Here is a 19,625-nt window from a genome sequence, read left to right as displayed (position 1 = left end):
CATGAGCACCCTGCAAGGCAAGACCCTCTTCATCACCGGTGCCAGCCGCGGCATCGGCCTCGCCATCGGCGTCCGTGCTGCCCGCGACGGCGCCAACGTCGTCATCGCCGCCAAGACGGCCGACCCGCACCCCAAGCTGGCTGGCACGATCTACACCTCCGCCGCGGAGATCGAGGCCGCCGGCGGCAAGGCGCTGCCGCTGGTGTGCGACATCCGCAGCGACGAGCAGGTGTACGAGGCGGTCGAGCGCGCGGTCAAGCACTTCGGCGGCATCGACATCCTCGTCAACAACGCCAGCGCGATCAGCCTCACCGGCACCCTCGACACGCCGATGAAGCGCTACGACCTGATGCACCAGATCAACACGCGCGGCACCTTCCTGTGCTCGCAGGCCTGCATCCCGCACCTCAAGCAGGCCCAGAACCCGCACATCTTGAACCTCGCCCCGCCGCTGTCGATGAAGGCGAAGTGGTTCAAGCCGCACGTCGCCTACACCATGGCCAAGTACGGCATGAGCATGTGCGTCCTCGGCATGGCCGCCGAGTTCGAGGCCGACGGCATCGCCGTCAACGCCCTGTGGCCGCGCACCACCATCGCCACCGCCGCCGTCAACATGCTCGGCGGCGAGATGATGATGTCGGTCAGCCGCAAGCCCGACATCATGGCCGACGCCGCCTATCACATCCTCACCCGGCCGAGCCGCGCCTGCACCGGCAACTTCTTCATCGACGAGGACCTCCTGCGCAGCGCCGGCGTCACCGACCTCGACCACTACTCGGTCAACCCCGGCGCCGAGCTGGCTCCCGACTTCTTCGTCGACTGAGCCCGCGCCGCGTCCGTGCTGATCGCCGGCGTCATCGCCTACGTCCTCGGCCAGCTCGCGCTCGGCCTGTGGGTGGCCCGGCGCGTGCGCAGCCAGGAAGACTTCCTGCTCGCCGGGCGCGACGTCGGCTACGTCCTGGCGACCTTCACGATCTTCGCCACCTGGTTCGGCGCCGAGACCTGCATCGGCGCCGCCGGCCAGATCGCCGAGCACGGCCTCGGCGGCGGCTCGGCCGACCCGTTCGGCTACGCCCTGTGCCTCCTGCTGATGGGCACCCTGTTCGCCGCGGCGCTGTGGCGCCGCGGGATCGCCACGATCGCCGACCTCATGCGCCAGCGCTACTCGCCCGCCGTCGAGCGGGTCACCGCGCTGCTCGTCGCGCCCACCTCGTTCCTGTGGGCCGGCGCCCAGATCCGCGCTTTCGGACAGGTCCTTTCGGCCAGCACCGGCATGAACATCGAGGTCGCCATCGCCCTCGCCGCCGGCACCGTCGTCGCCTACGCGTCCGCCGGCGGGCTCATGGCCGGCGTCGTCACCGACCTCGTCCAGGGCATCGCCCTCGTCATCGGCCTCGGCCTGCTCGGCTGGGCCGTCGTCGACGCCGCCGGCGGCCTCGGCCCCGCGCTCGCCGCCGTCGAGCCCGCGCGCCTGTCCTTCGGGTCATCCTCGACCGGCCTGCTCGACACCCTCGACGCCTGGGCGATCCCGATGTTCGGCTCACTCGCCGCCCAGGAGCTGATCGTCCGCGTGCTCGCCTGCCGCTCGGCCACCGTCGCCCGCCGCTCGACCCTCCTCGGCGGCGGCCTCTACCTGCTCGTCGGCCTGATCCCCATGCTCGTCGGCCTCGTCGGCGTCGGCTTCGTCGGCCCGCTCGAGCACCCGGAGCAGATCCTCCCCGCCGTCGCCGCGGCGCTGCTCGGCCCCGTCGCCTACGTCCTCTTCATCGGCGCGCTGATCTCCGCCATCCTCTCCACCGTCGACGGCGCGCTGCTGGCCGTCTCGTCGGTGGTCGCCCGCAACCTCGTCGAGCCGATGCGCCCCGGCATGACCGACCGCCAGCGCCTGCAGGTCTCCCGCCTCTGCACGCTCGTGTTCGGGATCCTCGCCTACCTCGTCGGCCGCAGCGCCGACGGCGTCCACGACCTCGTCGAGGACGCCTCCGGCTTCACCGGCGGCGGCCTCGTCGTCGTGTTCGCCTTCGCCCTGTGGAGCCGCTTCGGCGGCCCGCGCAGCGCCCTCGCGGCCATGCTCGTCGGCATCGCCCTGTGGCTGGTCGGCCGCTACGTCGGCTTCGTCCCCGCGCCCTTCCTCGCCTCGATGCTGGCCGCTCTCGTCGTCTACGTCGCCGTCGCCCTGCTCGAGCGCCGCCGCGCCGCCAGTCTTTCAGAACATGACCTTTAGAGCATGTCCTAACCGGCACCCGGGAACCCCGGGTCGCACAGGCACGCGCACTCCGGCGGCCCCTCGGTCAGCTGCCCCTCGAAGTCGAAGATGCACGCCCGCGCCGGCGCGGGCGGGCTCTGGCACCAGTCGGCGAAGCCGACGTTCACGGCGTCGTCCTCGCCGACCATGAACGCACCGCCGAAGCCCTCCGGGCCGCACGGCGACAGCGTCGCGCAACCTTCCTCGGAGCACGGCACGAACGCACACTGCCCGCGGGGGTCGCCGAAGCCGCACACCCCGTCCATCAGGCGCACCGGGAACCAGGCGATCCACACACAGCTGCCGCCCTCGAGCGCCAGCCCGTTGCAGCTCGCGCGGTCCGGCTGGCTCGCACACTGCTGCTCCGCCTCCGGCGGCGCCGCGTCGCCGCACACCCCGTTCATCGTCGTGCCGGTGGTGCCCACGCTCGTCCCGCCCGTGTCCGACCCGCTCGTCGGCGTCCCCGTCGTCGGCTCGACGCCCGTCGTCGCCGCCGTCGAACTCGAGCTCGTCGGGCTCTCCGTGCTCTCGTTCTTCTCCGGCCCGCACCCGCCCAGCGTCACCGTCAGCGCCGCGATCCACCGCACCATCCCGCCACTTTATCCCAACCCGGCCGGCGCGTGGCCAACCGCCGCCGTCTTCGTTACGCTCCGCCCATGACGATCGCCGGCTTCACCCGCGACGAACTGCTGCACGAGGCCCTCGTCGCCCCCTGCGACGGCCGGAGCGTCTGCGCCGACACCCAGGTCCACCAGCGCCCGGGCTGGTTTCAGCTCCTCACCCCTTCGTTCCGCCACGGCGGCTTCAACGAGGTCGCGTTCGCCCGCCTCGACGACGCCGACGTCGAGTCCGTCATCGACGCCACGATCGCGCAGTACGACGCCCACGGCCTGCGCTTCCGCTGGACCATCACCCCCGACTGTCGCCCCCTCGACCTGCCCGAGCGCCTCGCGCGTCGCGGCTTTCGCAGTGAAAGCGTCGTCGTCATGGCCGCCGCGATCGCCGGGCTGCAGATCCCCGAGGCCGAGGGCGTCGTGGTCGAGCGCGTCGGCCCGCACAACGTCGAGGTCCACGCCGACGTCTCCGCCCGCGGCTGGGGCACGGAGCTCGCGCCGCTCCTCGCCTTTCAGCGCGGCGTCCTGGCCGACCCGACCGACGACCGCAGCCACTTCTTCCTCGCCTCCCGCGACGGCGAGCCGCTCGGGATCGGCAACTACAAGGCCCTCCCACGCTCCGCCTTCCTCATCGGCGCCGTCGTCCTCGACGGCCACCGCTCGCGCGGCGCCTACCGCTCGCTCCTCGCCGCGCGGGTCCGCCACGCCGCCGCCCGCGGCCTCGAGCTCGTCACCACCCACGCCCGCGCCGCCACCTCCGCGCCGATCCTCGAGCGCCTCGGCTTCGCCCGCATCGCCGAGCTCCCCGTCTTCTTCAACCGCTGACCGCCGCCCGCGGCCGCATGTCCTCCGTGACATGCTCGATCAGGCATGTCGCCAGAGACATGCGCTTTGGGGCATGCCCGAACAGCCATCCCGCTCGGCTCACCCGCCGAGTCGCCGGCGCAGGAACAGCGCCGCCCCGAGCGCAGCGCCGCCGAGCACCCCCGCGACCGTCCGGCGCTGGCGGCGTCGTTCCTGGCAGCGGATCGTCTCGCGCGCCTCTTCCAGGCGGCGGCGCGTGTCCGCGTGCGAGGCGGTCTCGTCGGCCAGGGCCCGCTTCGCCGCCGCGGCGCGCTCGCCGAGCAGCGCCAGCTCCTGCGCCTGCGCCTCGCAGCGCGCCTGCGCCTCGAGCAGCACCGTCTGGTCGGCCGTCAGCTTCAGGCGCAGCTCCGTCGCCTCCGCGTTCGCGCGCTCGACCTGCGCCTGCATCGCGGCCAGCTCCTCGCCTGTCTTCGAGCGTCCGCCCTCGAGCGCAGCGACCCGCTCGCGCGTCGCCCGGTGATTGGCCTGCTCGGCCTGCAGCTCGCGTCGCGCGCCCTCGAGCTCGCGCTGCGCCTTGTCGGCGCGCTCGCGCTGGCGACTCGTCTCGCGCCGCGCGTCGGCCAGCTCGGTCTGCAGCTCGGCCACCTTGCTCTCCATCAAGTCGTGCGCCCCGCGGGTCTGCGCGTGGGCCTGCGCCTCCGCGTCGAGCCGCCGCCGCGCCTCCGCCAGGTCGCCGCGCAGCCCGCCGCGCTCGAGGTCCCAGCTCGCGTGCTGCGAGCGTTCGCGCTCGAGCGTCTCGTGCGTCGCTTGCAGCTCGGCCCTCAGCTCAGCCAGCCGTCGCTCGGCGTCGGCGAGGGCCGCTTCGGCGGCCTGGACCTGGGCATCGCTCGGGGCTGACTCGGGCTTCGGCATGGCGCCCGCATTATGCACCGATCGCCGCTCGCCCTCCTCCGCCGACTCTCGACCGCGGCCCGCCGCCTCCGCGTGCGCAGACGCGCCCCAGGCGCGAAGGCGATCGGTCCCCCCTCGCAGCGCGCGCAGGCGGCCGTGCGCCCGGGCGCTGCGCCGGCCTCGACCTTGCCCGAAGGACAGACGGCCTCAACCGCGACGGCCGGCCGATCTCGTACGATGGAGTCATGCGCGTCCTCTGCCTCTCGCTCCTCCTCGCCCTGCCGGCCTGCCAGATCATCGGCGATCCGGCGGACTCCAACGCCAGCGCCACCGACACCACGACCGAGGGGCCCGACCAGACCACCACCACCACGACCACCGACGGCGCCGTGACCACCACCGAGGGCACGACGAGCGAAGGCACCACCACCCAGGCGCAGCCCACCACCACCGGCACCACCGGCCCGGCCGACATGTGCCAGGGCTTCGACCAGGCCGAGTGCGCCGCCGCCGAGGGCTGTCGCTCCGTCGTCGGCACCCCGCTCGATTTCGCCGGCTGCAACCCGTTGCCGGCCTACCTCGGGTGCGCCGTCGAGGCCGACTGCGACCTCGCGCTCACCACCGTGTGTCGCCCCAACAGCCTCGAGGTCTACGTCATCGACGACACCTGCGTCCCGTCCGACCTCGAGGTCTGCGACAGCATGCTCCCGCTGTGCGGCGAGGAATGCCTCGGCCTCGACGAGGCCGCGTGTACCATGGACCCCAACTGCAGCGCCCACTTCGGCGCCCCGCACATCGAGGAGAACATGGCGGTCTGCGTCGACTTCGCCAACCCGCAGTTCCTCGCCTGCGACAAGTTGCAGCCGGCCTGTCCCCCCGCCGTCGTCACCGTCTGTCCCGAGGGACAGCCCGATGTCGCCTTCGACGTCGCCTCGGGCTGCACCCCCCCCGGCTTCGAGTCCTGCATGGACAACGCCGCCCCCGCCTGTCCGTGATCGCGCCGACGACCCGGCCGCCGAGCGCAAGAGAACACGGCCTGCATGTCCTGAAGAACATGTCTCATCAGCAAGTCGCATCTCTCGTCACCGTGCTCGGCCGTGGAGGCACCGACCGCGAAGTCGCTCGCGCGTCGCGGTTTCGCGGACTCCGCGCTCTGGGGGATGCGCCGAACCTCGCCTGCGTCGTCCCACCGACGTCCCGGCCCGCGCAGCGAATCGCCGTCGATCCGCGCGCGCGATCACGTCGCGCGACGTCGTCGTTCGCGCGGGGCTACTCGTCGGCCGCGAACTCGCCTATGCTGCTCGGGTGCAGCTCTGCCCCGCGTGTTCCCGTCACATCCTGGGCGACGTCGCCACCTGCTTCTTCTGCGCCGCTCCGCTGCGTTCGGCGCCGCTGATCCCCGCGCTCGTGCTCGGCGCCGTGCTCGGCATCGGGCTCACGGGCTGCGCCGGCGAGCCCGGCGACACCACCGTCAGCACGGGCAGCGACAGCGCCGGCAGTGACGGCGACACCAGCACCTCGCAGTCGACCCAGACCAGCCAGACCACCCTGACCGACGGCGGCACCGCCAGCGCCAGCGACACGGCCGAGCCTGACCCCACGACCGGCACCACTGCCACGGGCACCACGTCGACGAGCACCTCGACCACCACCGAGGGCACCACGACGTCGACCTCGACGACCACCACCGAGGGCACCACCACCCTCGACACCGACGGCACCACCACCCTCGACACCGACGGCACCACCACCCTCGACACCGACGGCACCACCACCACGAGCACGGGCACCGACACCGACTCGACCACCGGCGACACCTTCGACACCCTGCCGCTCCCCTACGGCGCCCCGCCGGCGCCGGACCCCGACGACCTCCACTGAACGCACATGTCCCCCGGGACATGGCCGCTCTTACTTTCTTGATATTTTTAAAAATTCACTTGAGCGGCGACCCGGGGCCGCGCGGCTCGTCGACACGGGAGCGCCTGGGCTCGTCGACGTGCACCGGCCCGTGCAGCGCCCGCAACGCCGGATCCTTGTACTCGCGGATCAGGCGGAACAACGCGTGGTCGAACGGCTGCCCCGGTGCCGCCCGGACCGGCTCGATGCGCTCGCGCAGGCCCTGGCGGTCGAGCTCGAGCGCGCGGTGGTGGCACATCGGGTTGTTGCCCGGACGGCCGAGCAGCGGCTCGCTCATCGACGTGCAGCCGCCCATGCACACCGACGCGTAGTAGCAGCTCGCGCACAGGCCCCACAGCTCTTCGCGCGTCCGCTGGCGCATGTACACGATCTCCGGCGCGCGCTCCCACAGCGCCGCGAACCCGTGCTCGCGCCACGACCCGCCGGTGCCCTCCTCGCCGAGGCTCGGGCAGCTCTTCACCTCGCCGTGGCTCGACACCGCCGCCCCGGAGATCCCCGCCTGACAGCCGAAGTAGTGCCCGCGCTGCGTCGAGTTGCGGCGCAGTCGCTGCTCGAGCGGACCGAAGTAGCCGAGGCTGTTGCCCGGGTAGAGCCGGATCCCCAGCGCCTCGCAGCGCACCAGCAGCCGCTCCACCACCTCGTACAGCGCGATCATCTGGTACGGCTGCAGCAGGATCTCCGGGTGATCGGCGGCGGCCCCGTGGGCCATCGTCACCTGGATCTGCCACGAATGGATCCCCTCCGCGGCCAGCAGCTCGAGCAGCGCCTCGAGGTCGGGCAGCGTGCGCGCGTTGAGCTGCGTGTTCGCCGAGATCTGCGAGCCCGCCGCCTTCAAGTGGCGCAGCGCCGCGAACGCCCGCGTGAAGCTGTCGGGTCGGCCGCGCAGCGCGTCGTGGCAGGCGGCGAGCCCGTCGATCGACACCGACACGCTCTGCACGCCGGCCTCGACCAGCGCCTCGGCGATCTCGCGCGACAGGCTGTAGCCGCCGGTGGTCATCGTGCAGCTCATGCCGTGCTCGCGGATCTGTCGCACGATCCGGAGCACGTCCGGGCGCAGGTACGCCTCGCCGCCGATGAGCGTCACCTCGCCGACGCCGGCCGCCGCCAGCTCGTCGACCAGGCGCAGCGCCTCGTCGGTGCTCAGCTCGTCGGGGCGCCGCTTGCCCGAGCGCGGCCCGCAGTGGGCGCAGCGCTGGTCGCACGCGCTCGTGAACTCCCACACCACGATCCGCGGCACCGGGGCCTGGCCGGGCGCGACCGGCAGCGCCTTGCGCGAGCGCGTCGGCGGGGCCAACGCCACGATCGGCAAGCGGCGACGCTCCTCGCGGATCCCCACCGCGGCAGCCTATCACGAACCTCAGGCCAGCCGCTCGACGTGCGCCGCGTAGGCCAGCTCGAACCCCGCCGCGCGCTCGAGCGCGTGCACCGCCTCGCTCACCATCGCCTCCGGCAGCGGCACCCGCGTGCAGCGGTACAGGTTCGCCGGCAGCATCGCCTCGACGAACGGCAGCCCCGGCACGTAGACGAAGCGCCCGCCCGGCTTCAGCGAGCGCAGCACCGCCATGTACACGCGCGCGTACGCGTACGCCTCCGGGCTCTGGGCCAGGTGGTGGTGGATGAAGTGGAGCGAGAACGCCTGGTGCGACACGATCGTGCCCCAGCGGTCCTGTCCGAACGGGAAGGTCAGCCAGTCGCCGACCAGCGCCACGTCTTCGGGCGCCTCGCGGTCGAGCCCGGTTGCCGCCAGGCCTTCGGCCCGCAGCGCGCGCACGAACCCTGCCGAGCTCCCGCAGCCGACATCGAGGATCGGCGGGGCCAGCGGCGCGTCGCCGAGGCCCAGCGCGTCGCGCTGCAGCGTCACCGCGTACTCGCTGCACACGACCTCGGCCTTGGCCCCGCCGCCCGCCCGCACCAGCGCCGCGACCCGCGCCTGCAGCTCCTGTCCCGCGCGCACTAGCCGTTCGGACATGTCCTTCGCGCCATCTTCGCCCGCGGCAGCCAGCGCGTCGGCGACCTCGTTCGCCGCGCGCCCGCAGGCCGCCGTCAGCGCCCCGCGGTCGAGGCGGACGTACTGGTTGCGGCTCCACAGCCACCGGGCCAGCCGCACGCACAGCGCCTCGGCGCAGGCGGGCGTGCGCAGCCAGGCCGCCAGGGTCGCGGTGTGCGCCAGCAGGTGCTGGATCAGCGCGGCCTTCGGCTCCGGCAGCGCCCGCCCGGCCACCAGCTCGGCCAGCGGCACCTCGGCCAGCGCCTGGAGCACCTCTTCGAACAGCGCGGCGAGCCTCTGGACCTCGGGCGACACGCCCGCAGCATAGCACCACCCGGGCCCCGAGCCCTGGCCGACCGCTCGCGTCGCTCCCTTCCATCACGCGCAGCAGGGCACGCCCGATGGAGGCGGGCGCTCGACCTCCACGCACCATCGCATTCGCACTCGCCCCTTCGCCGCCATGGCGTGCCCGCGTCCTCGGTCCCCTCCAGTGCGGCGACCTCTATCTAACATGCCCTTGAGGACATGCCCAATCAAGCATGTCCCGACGACCACCCCACTCACAGGTCGACGACGATCGTCGCCTGCGCGCTCGTCTCGCCGCTCGGCGCGATCGTCACCGCCTGGTTCGGCAGCGACACCCCGTCGCCCGCGTCGGGGAACAGCGTCTCGTCCATGTTGCCGTTGCGGTCGAGGACCACCGTCATCTTGTAGTCGCCCGGGTGGATCTGCTCGAGCGTCAGCGTCGACGACGTCGCCCCCGCCGGGGTGGCGGCCAACAGCGAGCGGCTGTGCTTGCAGGTGAATTGCAGGTCGCACGGCTGCGTCGTCAGGATCACCCACACCCCGCCGTCCTCCTCGAGCGCTCCGGTCCAGTTCACGTCGACCTTCAGCGTGGGCATCGTCGGGAACGGCGCGTCCTTGGCCAGCGGCGTCAGGTCGGCCGGGAACGGCTCCGGCAGCGCGCGCGTCTCCTCGCGCAGCGCGTCCCAGTACACGTGCTGCATCCCCTTCACCTTGACGTCGAGGATCACGTGGTCGTCGCCGTCGAACGAGAACGTGGCGTCGATGTAGTCGCAGCCCTGCGTCGCCGAGCAGAACCGCCAGCTCGAGTCGGTGTGCTCGGCGAGCAGCGCCCGGGAGTCGCGCAGCAGGCCGAGGAAGTAGCCGCCGTTGCGGTACACCAGCACCGGCCCCGAGCCGTGGTCCTCGACCTCGAAGGCGAAGCGCAGGCTGTTGTTCGCGTCGAAGTCGACCCGGCTGAACAGCACCTGGCCCGACGCCGCGCGCACGTCCATGTTCATCAGCGGGAACGTCCCGAGCGGCGTCATCGAGGCCTGCCCGCTCCACAGCCCCGCGAGGCGCTGCACCAACTCGAGCCCCGCCGCCACGCCCTCCTCGCCCGTCGTGCCGGTCGGCTCGCCCGTGGTCGGAGCCTCCGTCGCGCTCGTCGTCGGTGTCGCACCGGTGGACGTCCCCGTCGTCGGCGAGCCGGTGCTGGTCGGCTCGCCCGTCGAGCTGGCCGAAGAGACAGTCATACCCTCGCCCGGGCAGGCGACGAGGAGCACCAGGGTCATCGCAAGCAAACGCATGCCGCCGCACTATCACCGCCCGGGCCCGCCCGGACAAGCGCGGCATGCTTGCACTTTCTCCACCTGTCCCGGCAGACATGTGTTGCAGAACGCGGCGAGCGAGTGGCAGAACGCCGCGGGGCAGCGCCCCCAGCCGTGGAGCGCACGCGGGGCCCGCCGCGCCGCTCGGCGCAACACCCGCGGCGGCGTAGCCCTGCTTGTGCGGCCCTGTGTCTGGAGCGCCCGGAGCGCCCGGGGCGAGGTCGCGCAAGTGCGATCAGACTCGCGGCATGACGACACGCTCCACGAAGACGTTCACCGAGGCCGAGGCCCGCCAGGTCGCGGAGGAGTCCCGCGAGACCGAGTGGAGCGCCCCCAGCTTCCTCAAGGAGCTGTTCCTCGGCAACTTCCGCCTCGACCTCGTCCACCCGTTCCCCGACGCCCCGCCCGAGCGCCCGGCCTTCCGCGCCTTCTACGAGCGGATGCGCCGCTTCCTCGCCGACGAGGTCGACTCCGACGAGATCGACCGCGACGGCCAGATCCCGCAGCACATCATCGACCAGCTCGCGGCCATGGGCGCGTTCGGCATGAAGATCCCCGTCGAGTACGGCGGCCTCGGACTCACCCAGCGCGAGTACTGCGAGGTCATCAAGCTCGTCACCAGCCAGGACGGCAACCTCGTCGCCCTGCTGTCCGCGCATCAATCGATCGGCGTGCCGCAGCCGGTCAAGCTGTTCGGCACCGACGCGCAGAAGGCCAAGTACCTGCCCCGCTGCGCCCGCGGGGCCGTGTCCGCCTTCGCCCTCACCGAGCGCGACGTCGGCTCCGACCCCGGCAACCTCACCACCACCGCCGAGCGCACCGAGGGCGGCGACTACATCCTCAACGGCGAGAAGCTGTGGTGTACCAACGGCACCATCGCCGAGCTCTACGTCGTCATGGCCCGGCACCCCGACACCGGCAAGATCTCCGCGTTCATCGTCGAGCGCGACTGGCCCGGCGTCGAGGTCGTCCACCGCTGCCGCTTCATGGGCCTGCGCGCCATCGAGAACGGCGTCGTCCGCTTCACCAACGTCCATGTCCCGAAGGACAACTTGTTGTGGGCGGAGGGCCGCGGCCTCAAGCTCGCGCTCGTCACCCTCAACACCGGCCGCCTCACCCTGCCCGCCTCGTGCGCGGCCGCCAGCAAGCGCGCGCTCGAGATCTGTCGCCAGTGGGCCAGCAGCCGCGTGCAGTGGGGCCAGGCCATCGGCAAGCACGACGCGATCGCCCAGCTGCTCACCGACATGGCCGCGACCACCTTCGCCATGGAGGCGCTGTCCGACCTCGCCTCGGCGATGGCCGACATGGGCGACCGCGACATCCGCCTCGAGGCCGCCGTCGCCAAGATGTGGAACAGCGAGGAGGGCTGGAAGATCGTCGACCGCACCCTGCAGATCCGCGGCGGCCGCGGCTACGAGACCGCCGAGTCGCTCGAGGCCCGCGGCGAGCCGCCGATCCCGGTCGAACGCATGCTGCGCGACTTCCGGATCAACCTGATCTTCGAGGGCTCGTCGGAGATCTTGCGCCTCTTCATCGCCCGCGAGGCGCTCGACCGCCACCTCGCGGTCGCCGGCGCGCTGGTCGACCCCAAGGTGCCGCTGAAGCAGAAGCTGGCCACGCTGCCGCGGGTCGGCCTGTTCTACGCCGGCTGGTACCCCACGCGCTGGCTCGGCTGGGGTCGATGGCCGCGCTACCAGGCGTTCGGCCCGCTCGCGCGCCACGTCCGCTGGCTCGAGCGGACCACCCGTCGCCTGTCGCGGGCGATCTTCCACCTGATGGTCGGCAAGGGCGCCAGCCTCGAGAAGCGCCAGGCCCTGCTGTTCCGCTGCGTCGACATCGGCGCCGACCTGTTCGCCACCACCGCGGCCGTCACCCGCGCGGCGGCGCTCCAGCGCTCCGACCTGCCCGAAGGGGCAGCCGCCGTCGAGCTGGCCGACGCCTTCGCCCGCCAGACCCGCCGCCGCGTCCAGGACCGCTTCCGCGCGATCCGCTCCAACGACGATCGCGCCCGCTACCGCACCGCCCGCCGCCTGCTCGACGGCGAGTTCCGCGACCTGCTCGAGTCCGGCCTGGCCGACAGCGAGGCGCTGCGCGAGCTGTCCGAAGAGACAGTCCGCGTCCGGCCCGACGACAGCCGGATCGCCGCCGAGTGAGCCGAGGTCCGCGACCGGGGATCACGAGCATCACCGACACGCGTGCTCGCGCCGCACCTCGCCGAGCACGCTCTCGTTCGCCACGCTGACATCGATCCGCCGGTTCGCCGCCGGATCGGCCGCGTCGCCCGACCGCGGCTTGCTGTCGCCCCACCCGATGGCCTCGAGCCGCTCGCGCGCGATCCCCTGGCGGGCCAATTCATCCAGCACCAGCTGCGCCATCTCTTGCGAGCTCCGCCGCGCGACCTCCCGATCGCGCTGCGGCTCGACGTGCGCCTCGATCCTCACCCGTGCCGCCGGCGCGGAGCGCAGGTCCGCGGCCACCAGCTCGAGCGGCGCCAGCTCCTCCCGCGCCAGCCGCCCCACCAGCGCATATCGGATCGTCGCCAGCAGCGGCGGCGACCCACACACGATCGTCGGCGACCGCTGGTCCGGGCAGCCGTCCTCGTCCTCGATCCCGTTGCGATCCTCCGGCATGTCGCGGCAGTCGATGACCTCCCCGGCCTCGACGCGTAGCGCCCCGCCCCCGCCGCGCGCCGGATCTTGCGCGTGCCAGTCGTAGCTCACGCGATCGACGACCTTCAGGTCGCAGTTGATCCACCGCCCGTCCTCGAACCGCAGCGCGTCGACGATCCCGTCGGCGTCGTTGTCCCGGTCCACACAGCCGTCGTCGTCCGCGAAGCCGTCGTGATCCTCGGGCTCGTCCGGACACGCGTCGCGCACGTCGATGAGCCCATCCCCGTCCCGGTCCGCCACCGGCGACCCGGTCTCCACGACACGCCTCCCGCAGCCCGTATCGATGAGCATGACGGCGCCGAGCCTCACCAGCCGACCCGCGGCTCGAACCCATGGTGACGCCCCCATCACCTCCCTATCCTCATCCTATCCTCGACACCCGCGTGGCTCCACCGAGTCCACCCTCGAGCACTCGGGCGCGTGCGCGGGCCCATGAACGCCCCTGCGCGCTCTCGCCCGCGCCACCGCGAGCTTCGCCGCCCAAGTCACATGACTTGAAGAACATGTCTCCAAGTTTCCGCCATGTAACTCACGGCGCGCAGCCCAGGGTCTGGCGAGCGACCCTCATACCATGCGTTCATGGTCCGCTCTCTCTCGTGTGCGGTGCTCGCCCTCTCGCTCGCGGCCTGCGGTGACAGCGGTGGTCAGGTGACCACCGTCGCCAACCCTACCAGCGCGACCGCGCCCGGGACGAGCGCCTCGACCGGGGACACGAGCAGCACCACGAGCGAGGACCCGACCACATCGAGCGCGCCGACGACGTCGACGACCACCCCCGACCCGACCGCGCCGCCGGGTCCGTGTCCTGCGGGCGACATCATCTGCGACGGCGACGTCGCGCAGGTCTGCGACGGCATGGGCGGTTACAGCGACGAGACCCAGTGCGCCGGCGAGTGCGCCCCCGGGCTCGGCTGCGTCGACTGCATCCCCGGCACCAAGAAGTGCGAGGGCCAGAACGTCTTCACCTGCAACGAGGACGGCAACGGCTACGACGAGGGCTTCTGCGACCCTCTGCTCGGCCTCAGCTGCGACGACCAGGGCGGCGGCTGCGTCGGCGCGTGCGCCCAGCTCGGCAGCCTGAGCTACATCGGCTGCGAGTACTACCCGACGGTCACCCAGCAGTACGACATCTTCGACCTCAACAACCCGTTCGCGGTCGCCGTCTCGAACGCCGCCGACGCCACCGCGATGGTGACGGTCACCCGCGGCGACGAGCTCATCGCCCAGGTCACCGTGCCGGCCGCGGACGTCAAGGTCGTCACCTTGCCGTTCGTGAACGAGCTGATTCAAGGGTCGGGTCCGACCAAGCACGCCAAGAAGGGCGCCTACCGCCTGCGCTCGACCAAGCCCGTCACGGTCTACCAGTTCATGCCGCTCAACGCGGCCCAGTCGAACGACGCCTCGCTGCTGCTGCCGGTCAACACCTGGACCGGCAACTACCTGGTCGCCTCGTGGCAGTACTGGAACGACTACCTGCTGCCCGGCTTCTACGCGGTGGTCGCCAGCCAGGACAACACGATCGTCAAGCTCCAGGGCCCGCCGGGCGGCACCAACACGCAGGCCGGCGGCGGCGTCGACAACACCGGCAACGGCATGGCGCTGCTCAACACCGGCGACGTGCTGACCGTCTTCGCCGCCGCCGGCGGCGACCTGACCGGCTCGTTCGTGCGCGCCGACAAGCCGGTGCAGGTGATCGGCGGCCACGAGTGCACGCAGATCCCCATCGGCGTCGAGGCCTGCGATCACCTCGAGGAGTCGCTGTTCCCGATCGAGACCCTGTCGGGCGAGTACTTCGTCGGCCCGCCGGTCCAGACCCCCGACAACGCGCTCGAGAAGGCGATGTTCGTCCGCATCGTCGCCGCCGAGGACGACACCAACCTGGTCTACACGCCCGACCAGGCGGCGGCCAAGAAGCTGGCCAAGGCCGGCGATTTCATCGAGATCGCCAGCACCGTCGACCGCTTCAAGGTCGACGCCGACAAGCGCGTCCTCGTCGTCCAGTACATGGTCGGCCAGGGCGCCGGCTACGGCACCAGCGACCCGGCCATGGTCCAGGCGGTCCCGATCCTCCAGTACCGCGAGGACTACATCGTCTACGCCAACAAGCTGTGGGTCGAGAACTTCGCCGACATCATCGCCCCCGACGGCGCGACGGTGACGATCGACGGCGCCATGGTCACCGGCTTCGAGCCGATCGGCGGCGGCTACTCCCTGGCCCACGTCGAGCTGGCCGACACCCCCACCGGCGGCCACACCATGAGCTCGAACATCAAGTTCGGCGTCACCACCTACGGCGTCATGGACTACGGCAGCTACTGGTACCCGGGCGGCCTCGACCTGGCCCTGCTCCCGCCGCGGTGAGCTCGAAGGACATGAGCCCACGGGCCCGCCCGGGAGCGCGCGACGGAATGACATCAGCGCTCGATGACCGAGTGCTGCGCCACCATCTGCGCGGGCGTCATCTCGCCGTAGAACCGCGAGCCCACCAGGAGCCACGCCTCGCCGGGGAAGTTGGGGCCCTCCGTGACCCGCACGGCGCCTGCCCTGCACTCGAAGTTCTTCTCGAGGTCGTCGGACCGATCGACGCAATCTCCGAGCGCCGCGACGGCTTGCGCGAGGCTGGCCCCTGCCGAGATCCGCGTCTCGCCGACGCGAAGGTCCTGAGTGGCGCGAGTGACGGCCGCCTCGATGCCCTGCACGTACCCGCCCGGGCTCCAGTGGAGCGTGTAGGGCAGCGTCGTGAGCCCGGAGCTCTGCGGGTGACGCGGGAGTCGCACGACGGCGCGTACCTCGCTCGCCGTCATCCCCAGGCGCACGGGGCCGATCCCATGCTCGGGGTGCACCGCGATCGCGCCGTCCACCTCGGCCGGGAGCACGACCGGAGCGGCGGGAGCCGCCTCGCACCCCAGCAGCGCCGTGAGCACCGCGACCTTCACCCATTCGACAGTGTTTCGCATCGTGTCCTCGTGAGCATTACTCCGCCGCGTCGGCCGCCGGAGTCGCTGTCGCCGCGGCGCGCTGACGGACGACCGCGCGCAGGATCGCCTCCGGCGTGCACGGGATCTGCAGCGCCACCTCGCCGGGGCCGAACGCCGCGATCGCCTGACGCAGCGCCGAGACCACGCCGAGGCCGAGCATCAGCGGTGGTTCGCCGACGGCCTTGCTGCCGTGGATCGTGCCGTCCTGCTCGGCGTGCTCGAGCAGCGCCACGTTGAACACCGTGGGGCAGTCGCCGACCGCGGGAATTTTATACGTCGACGGCCCGTGCGTGAGCAGCCGGCCCTTCGCGTCCCAAACCAGCTCCTCGCCGGTGACCCAGCCGACCCCCTGGATGAATCCGCCCTCGATCTGGCCGAGATCGATCGTCGGCAGCAGCGAGCTGCCGACGTCGTGGAGCAGGTCGGCGCGCAAGATCCGGTGCTCGCCGGTCAGCCCGCTGACCTCGACCTCGATCGCCGCCGCCCCGTACGCGAAGTAGTGGAACGGCTTGCCGCGCCCGGCCGCGCGGTCGTAGGCGATGTTGGGCGTCGCGTAGTAGCCGGCGGCGCTGAGCGAGACCCGGCGCATCCACGCCGTCTTCGCCAGCTCGCTCCACGGCAGCTCGCGGCCGTCGGGGGCCACCGCCGCGCCGGCGACGAACTGCACCGCCTCGGGCGCCACGCCGAGCAGCTCGGCCGCCAGCGGTCGCACGCGCTCGCGGAGCTCCGCGCAGGCGCGCTGCACCGCCATGCCGTTGAGGTCGGACCCGCTCGAGGCCGCCGTCGCCGACGTGTTCGGCACCTTGTCGGTCGCCGTCGGCATGCAGCGGATCTGCGCCGTCGTCACCCCGAGCTCGTGGGCGCACACCGCCAGCATCTTGCTGTGCAGGCCCTGGCCCATCTCGGTGCCGCCGTGGTTGAGCTGCACGCTGCCGTCGGCGTAGATCAGCACCAGCGCGCCGGCCTGGTTGAGCATCGTGTTGGTGAACGAGATCCCGAACTTCACCGGCATGAAGCCGAGCCCGCGCTTTTGCCACGGCGAGCGGGCGTTGTATTCGGCGATCTCGGCCCGGCGGGCGTCCCAGTCGCAGCGCTGCAGCAGCTCGGCGTGGATCCGCGGCAGCCGGCAGTGCGGGACCTCCTGGTAGTACGGCGTCAGGCAGCGCGCCCGCACCAGGCTGATCACGCTGGCGCCGGCGCTGGTTTCCTCGCCGTCCGGGACTGGCACATCGACCATGTTCTCCGGGCCATGTTCGTCGGGGCAGTCGCCGTAGTAGTTGCGGCGGCGGATCTCCGCCGGGTCGAGGCCGAGCCGCTCGGCCGCGCGCGACAGCACCTCCTCCATCACCGCCATGCCCTGCGGCCCGCCGAACCCGCGGAAGGCGGTGTTCGAGGCCTTGTTGGTGCGCACCGCCTTGCCGACGAAGTGCAGGTTCGGCACGAAGTAGCCGTTGTCGATGTGGAACATCCCGCGGTCGAGGATGGCGGGGCTGAGGTCGACGCTCCAGCCGCCGTCGGCGACGAGCTCGACCTCGAGGCCGAGCAGGCGCCCGCGGGCGTCGAGGCCGGCGCGGTAGCGCGACCAGAACGGGTGGCGCTTGCCGGTCATCGTCATGTCGAGGTCGCGGCTGAGCCACACCTTGACCGGGCGGCCGGTGTGACGGGCCGCCAGCGCCGCGAGGGCCGCGAATTGCGACGCCTGCGACTCCTTGCCGCCGAACGCCCCGCCCATGCGCGGCACCGCCACGACGATCTGGTTGCGCGGGCAGCCGAGCACCTCGGAGCAGGCGATCTGCACCTCGGTCGGGTGCTGCGTCGAGCTCTCGAGGTGGATCGTGTCGTCCTCGCCGGGGATCGCCAGCGACGCCTGGGTCTCGAGGTAGAAGTGGTCTTGCCCGCCGGTGCTGAGCTCGCCCTCGATCACCAGCGCCGCGCGGGCCAGCGCGGCCGCCACGTCGCCGCGGCGCATCTCGTGCGGCGGGCACAGGAACGACCCGGCCGCCAGCGCCTCGGCGACGGTGAGGATCGCCGGCAGCTCCTCGAACTCGAGCTCCAGCGCCTGCGCCCCCGCGCGGCAGGCCGCGACCGAGTCGGCGATCACCAGCGCGACCGTCTGCCCGACCGCGAACACCTCGTCCTCGGCCAGCAGCGGCTCGTCGTGCACGATCGGCCCGATGCGGTTGTGGCCCGGCACGTCGGCGGCGAACAGCACCGCGCGCACCCCCGGCAGCGCCAGCGCGCGCTCGGCCCGGCGCGCCACCACGCGCCCGCGGGCCACCGGCGAGCCGACCGGCAGGCCGTGGAGCATCCCGCCCGGCTCGGGCAGGTCGTCGACGTAGCGCGCCGCCCCGGTCACGTGGGCGTGGGCGCTCTCGTGCACCGCCGGCTGGCGCAGCGGCGATCGCGTGGCGTCGGTCATCGCATCACCTCCAGGCGCACCGTGGCCGCCGGCCGCGGCGGCAGCTCCGGCCGCGGCGTCTCGGCCGTCTCGAGGAAGAAACCTCGGACCAGGTTCTCCGCGACATGTCCTCTGAACCAGGCCGAGGCGCGCTGGTCGGACAGCGGGCGGAAGTCACTCGCCAGCGCCGGCAGGGCCGCCTCGACCGTCGCCGGCGTCCACGGCCGGCCGCGCAGCGCCGCCTCGAGCCCGCGCGCCCGCGCCGGCGTGGCCGCCATCCCGCCGAACGCCGCCCGCACCTCGGTGACAAGGCCCTCAGGACATGTCTCCACGTACAGCCCTGCCGCGACCGCGCTGATGTCGAGCTCGCGCCGCTTCGACACCTTGTACGCGGCCGTGCGCGCCCCCGCCGGCGGCTCCGGCACGCGCACCGCCGCCAGCACCTCGCCGGGCTGGAGCGCCGTCTTGCGGTAGGCGAGGAAGAACTGGTCGAGCGGCAGCGTGCGCGCCGCCGCGGCCGAGCGCAGCACCACCTGCGCCCCGAGGGCCAGCAGCGCCGGCGCCAGGTCGCCGATCGGCGAGGCGTTGCACAGGTTGCCGCCCACGGTCGCGCGGTGCTTGATCTGGCGCGACGCGAAGTAGCGCAAGATCCGGAGCAGCGGCGCCAGCGGGCGCAGCGGGCCCATGCACGCCGCCTCGAGGTCCGCCAGCGTCGTCGTCGCGCCGATCTCGAACCAGCCGTCCTCCCCTTTCGAGATCCCGCGCAGCTCCGGCACGCCCTCGAGGCCGATCAGCTCCGGCAGGTCCTGGTAGCGCTGCGTCACCAGCAGCGCCAGGTCGGTCCCGCCGCACACCAGGCGCGCCTGCGGCCGCGCGGCGATCGCCGCGAACAGCGCCGGCAGGCTGGTCGGTTGCACGTAGCAGCGGCCCTCGCTCGCGCGCGCGAACTCGAGGTCGGCCGGCGTCGCCTCGGCGCGGCGCGTTTTAAAGATGTCTTCGGGACATGTCCCCGCGACCATGCCTACCGCGTCCCGAATGGGACGGTAGCCGGTGCAGCGGCACAGGTTGCCGCACATCTGGTCGTCGAGCTGCCACGGCTCGCGCAGGTCGTCGCGGTAGCAGGCCTCGAAGGCCGACATCACCACGCCCGGGGTGCAGTAGCCGCACTGCGAGCCGAGGTGTTGCACCATCGCCGCCTGCACCGGGTGCAGCGCGCCGTTGTGGCGCAGGCCCTCGACCGTGTACACGCGGCGGCCCTGGACCATCGGCACGAACATCAGGCACGAATTGACGGCGCGGAAGCGCGGCGCCGCCGGGTCGGTCTCGGCGTCGAGCACGACGACGGTACACGCGCCGCAATCGCCCTCGGCGCAGCCCTCCTTGGTGCCGGTGAGGTGCGCGCGCTGGCGCAGGTAGTTGAGGAGCGTGGTGGTCGGCGGGACCTCCGCGTCCTCGATCAGGCGGTCGTTGAGATGAAAGCGCAGGTTCGACATCGACGCCGGGCCG

16 protein-coding genes are annotated in these 19,625 nt (G+C 72.3%); 7 read left to right on the top strand and 9 right to left on the bottom strand.

Annotation, left to right across the window (positions count from 1 at the left end; translation table 11 throughout):
* The first annotated feature begins 1 nt into the window (after position 1).
* On the top strand, positions 2-823 hold the full coding sequence (locus K7C98_RS40750) for an SDR family oxidoreductase (RefSeq protein ID WP_224197339.1): 822 nt from the start codon (positions 2-4) through the stop codon (positions 821-823).
* Between the two features lie 15 nt (positions 824-838).
* On the top strand, positions 839-2,224 hold the full coding sequence (locus K7C98_RS40745) for a sodium:solute symporter family protein (protein WP_224197338.1): 1,386 nt from the start codon (positions 839-841) through the stop codon (positions 2,222-2,224).
* A gap of 8 nt (positions 2,225-2,232) precedes the next feature.
* On the opposite strand, the gene K7C98_RS40740 is transcribed toward K7C98_RS40745, so the two are convergent.
* Positions 2,233-2,835, bottom strand: coding sequence for a hypothetical protein (locus tag K7C98_RS40740; protein WP_224197337.1), 603 nt, complete (start codon positions 2,833-2,835; stop codon positions 2,233-2,235).
* 66 nt (positions 2,836-2,901) lie between these two features.
* On the opposite strand from K7C98_RS40740, the gene K7C98_RS40735 reads away from it, so the two are divergent.
* A complete protein-coding gene (locus tag K7C98_RS40735; protein ID WP_224197336.1) occupies positions 2,902-3,684 on the top strand; it encodes a GNAT family N-acetyltransferase in 783 nt (260 codons plus the stop codon).
* 99 nt (positions 3,685-3,783) lie between these two features.
* Here K7C98_RS40735 and K7C98_RS40730 read toward each other — a convergent pair whose 3' ends face one another.
* Positions 3,784-4,575, bottom strand: coding sequence for a hypothetical protein (locus K7C98_RS40730; protein WP_224197335.1), 792 nt, complete (start codon positions 4,573-4,575; stop codon positions 3,784-3,786).
* 224 nt (positions 4,576-4,799) lie between these two features.
* Here K7C98_RS40730 and K7C98_RS40725 point away from each other — a divergent pair, with 224 nt between their 5' ends.
* Both K7C98_RS40725 and K7C98_RS40720 read left to right on the top strand, forming a co-directional pair.
* The gene (locus tag K7C98_RS40725; RefSeq protein ID WP_224197334.1) at positions 4,800-5,549 is read left to right on the top strand and encodes a hypothetical protein; all 750 of its coding nucleotides are present in this window, start codon (positions 4,800-4,802) and stop codon (positions 5,547-5,549) included.
* 310 nt (positions 5,550-5,859) lie between these two features.
* Positions 5,860-6,435: a hypothetical protein gene (locus K7C98_RS40720; protein WP_224197333.1), complete on the top strand. Its 576-nt coding sequence runs from the start codon at positions 5,860-5,862 to the stop codon at positions 6,433-6,435.
* 55 nt (positions 6,436-6,490) lie between these two features.
* Here the strand turns inward: K7C98_RS40720 and K7C98_RS40715 are convergent, their stop codons facing one another.
* The 3 genes from K7C98_RS40715 to K7C98_RS40705 form a co-directional block, all read right to left on the bottom strand.
* Positions 6,491-7,810 (bottom strand): radical SAM/SPASM domain-containing protein, encoded by a 1,320-nt coding sequence (locus K7C98_RS40715; RefSeq protein WP_224197332.1) that lies wholly within the window; start codon positions 7,808-7,810, stop codon positions 6,491-6,493.
* Positions 7,811-7,831: 21 nt separating this feature from the next.
* Positions 7,832-8,776, bottom strand: coding sequence for a class I SAM-dependent methyltransferase (locus K7C98_RS40710; protein ID WP_224197331.1), 945 nt, complete (start codon positions 8,774-8,776; stop codon positions 7,832-7,834).
* A 245-nt stretch (positions 8,777-9,021) separates the two neighbouring features.
* On the bottom strand, positions 9,022-10,053 hold the full coding sequence (locus K7C98_RS40705; protein WP_224197330.1) for a hypothetical protein: 1,032 nt from the start codon (positions 10,051-10,053) through the stop codon (positions 9,022-9,024).
* 269 nt (positions 10,054-10,322) lie between these two features.
* Between K7C98_RS40705 and K7C98_RS40700 the strand changes: the two genes are divergently transcribed.
* Entirely contained in the window at positions 10,323-12,227 is a 1,905-nt protein-coding gene (locus K7C98_RS40700) for an acyl-CoA dehydrogenase family protein (RefSeq protein WP_224197329.1), read from the top strand.
* 30 nt (positions 12,228-12,257) lie between these two features.
* On the opposite strand, the gene K7C98_RS40695 is transcribed toward K7C98_RS40700, so the two are convergent.
* Positions 12,258-13,001 carry an OmpA family protein gene (locus tag K7C98_RS40695; RefSeq protein WP_224197328.1) on the bottom strand — a complete coding sequence of 248 codons (744 nt, stop codon included), beginning with the start codon at positions 12,999-13,001 and terminating at the stop codon, positions 12,258-12,260.
* 321 nt (positions 13,002-13,322) lie between these two features.
* On the opposite strand from K7C98_RS40695, the gene K7C98_RS40690 reads away from it, so the two are divergent.
* Complete coding sequence (locus tag K7C98_RS40690) at positions 13,323-15,104, top strand: IgGFc-binding protein (protein WP_224197327.1); 1,782 nt, start codon at positions 13,323-13,325, stop codon at positions 15,102-15,104.
* Positions 15,105-15,157: 53 nt separating this feature from the next.
* Here the strand turns inward: K7C98_RS40690 and K7C98_RS40685 are convergent, their stop codons facing one another.
* From K7C98_RS40685 to xdhA, 3 genes are read right to left on the bottom strand one after another with little or no spacing between them, the layout of a single operon-like run.
* Positions 15,158-15,700 carry a hypothetical protein gene (locus tag K7C98_RS40685; RefSeq protein WP_224197326.1) on the bottom strand — a complete coding sequence of 181 codons (543 nt, stop codon included), beginning with the start codon at positions 15,698-15,700 and terminating at the stop codon, positions 15,158-15,160.
* Positions 15,701-15,716: 16 nt separating this feature from the next.
* On the bottom strand, positions 15,717-18,140 hold the full coding sequence (gene xdhB / locus K7C98_RS40680; protein ID WP_224197325.1) for a xanthine dehydrogenase molybdopterin binding subunit: 2,424 nt from the start codon (positions 18,138-18,140) through the stop codon (positions 15,717-15,719).
* Positions 18,137-19,612 (bottom strand): xanthine dehydrogenase small subunit, encoded by a 1,476-nt coding sequence (gene xdhA, locus K7C98_RS40675; protein ID WP_224197324.1) that lies wholly within the window; start codon positions 19,610-19,612, stop codon positions 18,137-18,139. Before xdhA ends, xdhB begins: the two co-directional genes overlap by 4 nt.
* Positions 19,613-19,625: the final 13 nt, after the last annotated feature.

It is taken from the genome of Nannocystis pusilla (genome assembly GCF_020073745.1).
GTDB lineage: Bacteria > Myxococcota_A > Polyangia > Nannocystales > Nannocystaceae > Nannocystis > Nannocystis radixulma.
This window is presented reverse-complemented; position numbering and strand designations above follow the sequence as displayed.

Bases quoted from the DNA above. Each gene is read 5' to 3' on its own strand.
- K7C98_RS40750 (WP_224197339.1), top strand. From the start codon at position 2: ATGAGCACCCTGCAAGGCAAGACCCTCTTCATCACCGGTGCCAGCCGC.
- K7C98_RS40740 (WP_224197337.1), bottom strand. From the start codon at position 2,835: ATGGTGCGGTGGATCGCGGCGCTGACGGTGACGCTGGGCGGGTGCGGG.
- K7C98_RS40735 (WP_224197336.1), top strand. From the start codon at position 2,902: ATGACGATCGCCGGCTTCACCCGCGACGAACTGCTGCACGAGGCCCTC.
- K7C98_RS40730 (WP_224197335.1), bottom strand. From the start codon at position 4,575: ATGCCGAAGCCCGAGTCAGCCCCGAGCGATGCCCAGGTCCAGGCCGCC.
- K7C98_RS40725 (WP_224197334.1), top strand. From the start codon at position 4,800: ATGCGCGTCCTCTGCCTCTCGCTCCTCCTCGCCCTGCCGGCCTGCCAG.
- K7C98_RS40705 (WP_224197330.1), bottom strand. From the start codon at position 10,053: ATGCGTTTGCTTGCGATGACCCTGGTGCTCCTCGTCGCCTGCCCGGGC.
- K7C98_RS40700 (WP_224197329.1), top strand. From the start codon at position 10,323: ATGACGACACGCTCCACGAAGACGTTCACCGAGGCCGAGGCCCGCCAG.
- K7C98_RS40690 (WP_224197327.1), top strand. From the start codon at position 13,323: ATGGTCCGCTCTCTCTCGTGTGCGGTGCTCGCCCTCTCGCTCGCGGCC.
- K7C98_RS40685 (WP_224197326.1), bottom strand. From the start codon at position 15,700: ATGCGAAACACTGTCGAATGGGTGAAGGTCGCGGTGCTCACGGCGCTG.
- xdhB (WP_224197325.1), bottom strand. From the start codon at position 18,140: ATGACCGACGCCACGCGATCGCCGCTGCGCCAGCCGGCGGTGCACGAG.
- xdhA (WP_224197324.1), bottom strand. From the start codon at position 19,612: ATGTCGAACCTGCGCTTTCATCTCAACGACCGCCTGATCGAGGACGCG.